The 686-nt window shown below is 52.3% G+C and carries 1 rRNA gene (only partly in view); it reads right to left on the reverse strand.

Features of this window, described 5'->3' with window-relative positions:
- Window positions 1–686: ribosomal RNA gene (locus IEX98_RS28915) — 23S ribosomal RNA — on the reverse strand (its annotated part extends past both window edges: 1,067 nt to the left, 1,147 nt to the right); the annotation flags it as partial.

Genomic DNA, 686 nt, shown 5'->3' on the forward strand with positions numbered 1-686 from the left:
TGTGTTTTTGCTAAACAGTCGCTTGGGCCTTTTCACTGCGGCCCCCTCGGGCTATTCACCCTACCGAGGCACCCCTTCTCCCGAAGTTACGGGGTCATTTTGCCGAGTTCCTTAACGAGAGTTCTTCCGCGCGCCTTAGCATGCTCTGCTCGCCTACCTGTGTCGGTTTGCGGTACGGGCACCTAGATCTAACTAGAGGCTTTTCTTGACAGCCGGAGTACATGACCTTCGCTACTGTAATTTTCGCTCCCCATCACAGCCTAGCTTACACGAGTTGCGGATTTGCCTACAACTCTGCCTCACTGCTTGGACGGACTATTCCATCAGTCCGCGTCACTGCCCTTCTGTGTCACCCCATTGCTCAAACAATCTTCGGTGGTACAGGAATTTCAACCTGTTGTCCTTCCACTACGCCTTTCGGCCTCGCGTTAGGTCCCGACTTACCCTGAGTGGACGAGCCTTCCTCAGGAACCCTTAGGCTTTCGGCGGACAAGATTCTCACTTGTCTTTTCGTTACTCATACCGGCATTCTCACTTGTATACTGTCCACCAGTCCTTACGGTCTGACTTCAACCTATATACAACGCTCCCCTACCCAAGTACATTGCTGTACATGCCATAGCTTCGGTGGTGTGTTTAGCCCCGTTACATTTTCGGCGCAGAGTCACTCGACCAGTGAGCTATTA

This window comes from Paenibacillus radicis (ex Gao et al. 2016), from assembly GCF_014641555.1.
GTDB classification, from domain to species: Bacteria; Bacillota; Bacilli; order Paenibacillales; family Paenibacillaceae; genus Pristimantibacillus; species Pristimantibacillus radicis.